Origin of the sequence: Pseudoalteromonas sp. BSi20652 (assembly GCF_000239855.1) — a bacterium.
GTDB lineage: Bacteria > Pseudomonadota > Gammaproteobacteria > Enterobacterales > Alteromonadaceae > Pseudoalteromonas.
The window spans coordinates 1-2154 of sequence record NZ_BADT01000139.1 but is presented as its reverse complement, the minus strand read 5'-3'; the positions used below and the strand labels follow the sequence as shown (position 1 = coordinate 2154).

General features: G+C 34.9%; 2 protein-coding genes. Both read right to left on the bottom strand.

The features are described from left to right. Window positions 1-275: 275 nt before the first annotated feature. Window positions 276-950, bottom strand: coding sequence for a Crp/Fnr family transcriptional regulator (locus tag P20652_RS06845; protein WP_008169866.1), 675 nt, complete (start codon window positions 948-950; stop codon window positions 276-278). A gap of 3 nt (window positions 951-953) precedes the next feature. Continuing rightward, window positions 954-1613, bottom strand: coding sequence for a hypothetical protein (locus tag P20652_RS06850; protein WP_008169865.1), 660 nt, complete (start codon window positions 1611-1613; stop codon window positions 954-956). Window positions 1614-2154: the final 541 nt, after the last annotated feature.

The window sequence follows — 2154 nt, the reverse complement described above, 5'->3', positions numbered from 1 at the left end:
TTGCCTTTATTTTTGTAAGCAAAGTTAACCTTAACAAAAGTAAGTACAATAATAATGTCAGGTATCCGACATTTTGTAAATTAAACAAACGCAGACATTATTTTACCCGGCTCGTGATCACCGTGCATGCCCATAAACTCCGACTATTGCTGTTATTTAGTGAGTTATTGTTATTGTATTTATTTTTAGAAGTTATTGTTGTCATTAGCTCAAGTCCATTATTGCATTACATTATCGTAGCAATTATGGTTCCAACTAAATAAAGCAGTCTCTATTTAAGCTTGTGTAGCACGGGCTTGTAACTTTTGCTTATCTAAAACAGTAATACGTTGATACCCCAAGCTAATAGCTTGTAGGCTAACAAGCTGTTGCAGTATTTGGTTAATAGTTTGGCGCGTTAGGTAGGTCATATCAGCAAGTTGCTGCTGAGATAAAACAAGTGGTGTTAAGTGCTCTGTATGTTCGCTAAGCATTAAAAGTCGGTTGCATACTTTTTGCTCAGCGCTTAATAATGCGTGATCTTCCAGTGAGGTAAACATTAGGCGTAACTTTTGTGCCAGCAATAAACCAAACTCTTGCCAGTATTGCGGTTGTTCGTTCAAAAGCTGTTCAAGCGCTCGTTGGGGTACATAAAAAAGCACAACATTAGTTTGTGCATATACATCGTGAGTACGAAGGCCACCATCAAACAAGGTAACTTCGCCAAACCACAGCGATGTATCTACAAAACTCAAAACGGCTTCTTTGCCTTCGTTACTTACGCCACTAATACGCACCACGCCACTAAGCACTGCATAAATTCCATCATGCGTATCACCTCGCAAAAATAATGACTGTTGAGCATCAAGCGAGAGCGTTTTGCCTTGTGTTAATAAAAAGCTTTTTAAGTAAGGGCTGCGATTTTTAAACCAATGACCTTGTTCAATTACGTTTTGCTGTTGAGGAGTCATTATTTATTGCATTTTTTTATTAAAAGGCTGTGTTTCGCGAACCAGCTTTTTGGGAAGGTTTAAATCGGTTGCTATTACAAAATCATCGTAAGGGTCGTTACCCGAAAAAAACTCACTGATGAGTGTATTGTTTTTAAAAACATTCACGGTTACGCCGCTGCCCATACCACCTGAATTAATAATGTAATAGTGATACTCACCATTACTAAAAAACAAAATACTCTCTCCAACACGCCCTACTTGCCTGTAGTAGCTGCCAAATGGTGCCTCTGTTGTAGCTACCTTTTCAAGTCCCATATCATCAATTCGACCAAAGCGATAACTAAGCGATGTGGCATCTTTTGCCACGCATATAGACAACACGTTGTCGGAAGGCTCTAGTTTATACACAACCGTTTCGCCATTAGAGCGAATAACTTTGTGCATTTTAGCATTAATATACACCGTTTCATTGGTTTTACAGTGAGTACCGAGCAAACCTACGACCAAAGCCGGCCTACTTGATTGCGTTACATTAAGGGTATTTTTTTCACGGTTTATTGATGTGTTAATGGCATTATTATCTAGCTGAGGCTCATCTTTAATTAATGTGCTTTGGTTATCGCAACCAAATAATGCCAATAAGAAAAAAGAATAAAAGCTCGCTAAAAATTTAATGTTCATAAAAAACCCATATAAGATAGAGCCTTTAAAATAGCGACAAAATAAGGTACTGGCAACACCCTTATGCTCTATATTTAGTATCTTTATCGTTTAAACATTTTATGCAAAATCTACGTTACTTTTTAGTTATTTAATTAACGATTTTTTAAACAATTACTGGTCTTTTAAAGAACAGTTTATAATACGAGGTATAATCATATAGCCAATTGACTATCGATTATATTTTTTAACTTGATACCGTTTTATCTTTGTATGGATAATTTTTAAATAATATTATGTAAAAAGTATTAATTTTGTCTATCGCTAAGCCAGTAAATAGGCCTTATTAATTCGTCATTGCCTTGCTAAACATCTATTAACATTTAACCAACCTCCCCCATACGGCAAAGCTCTAAACACTTAAATAACTAAATTGATCAATAATTTGTTTTTTTTATAACAAAAAAATGTTATGTATTTCACTTTAAACATAAATCCGTAAATTATTGTAAATAAACAACTAAATTAATCTAATGCTAAAAAAGACATACATTTTTAAAAC

Bases quoted from the DNA above. Each gene is read 5' to 3' on its own strand.
- P20652_RS06845 (WP_008169866.1), bottom strand. From the start codon at position 950: ATGACTCCTCAACAGCAAAACGTAATTGAACAAGGTCATTGGTTTAAA.
- P20652_RS06850 (WP_008169865.1), bottom strand. From the start codon at position 1,613: ATGAACATTAAATTTTTAGCGAGCTTTTATTCTTTTTTCTTATTGGCA.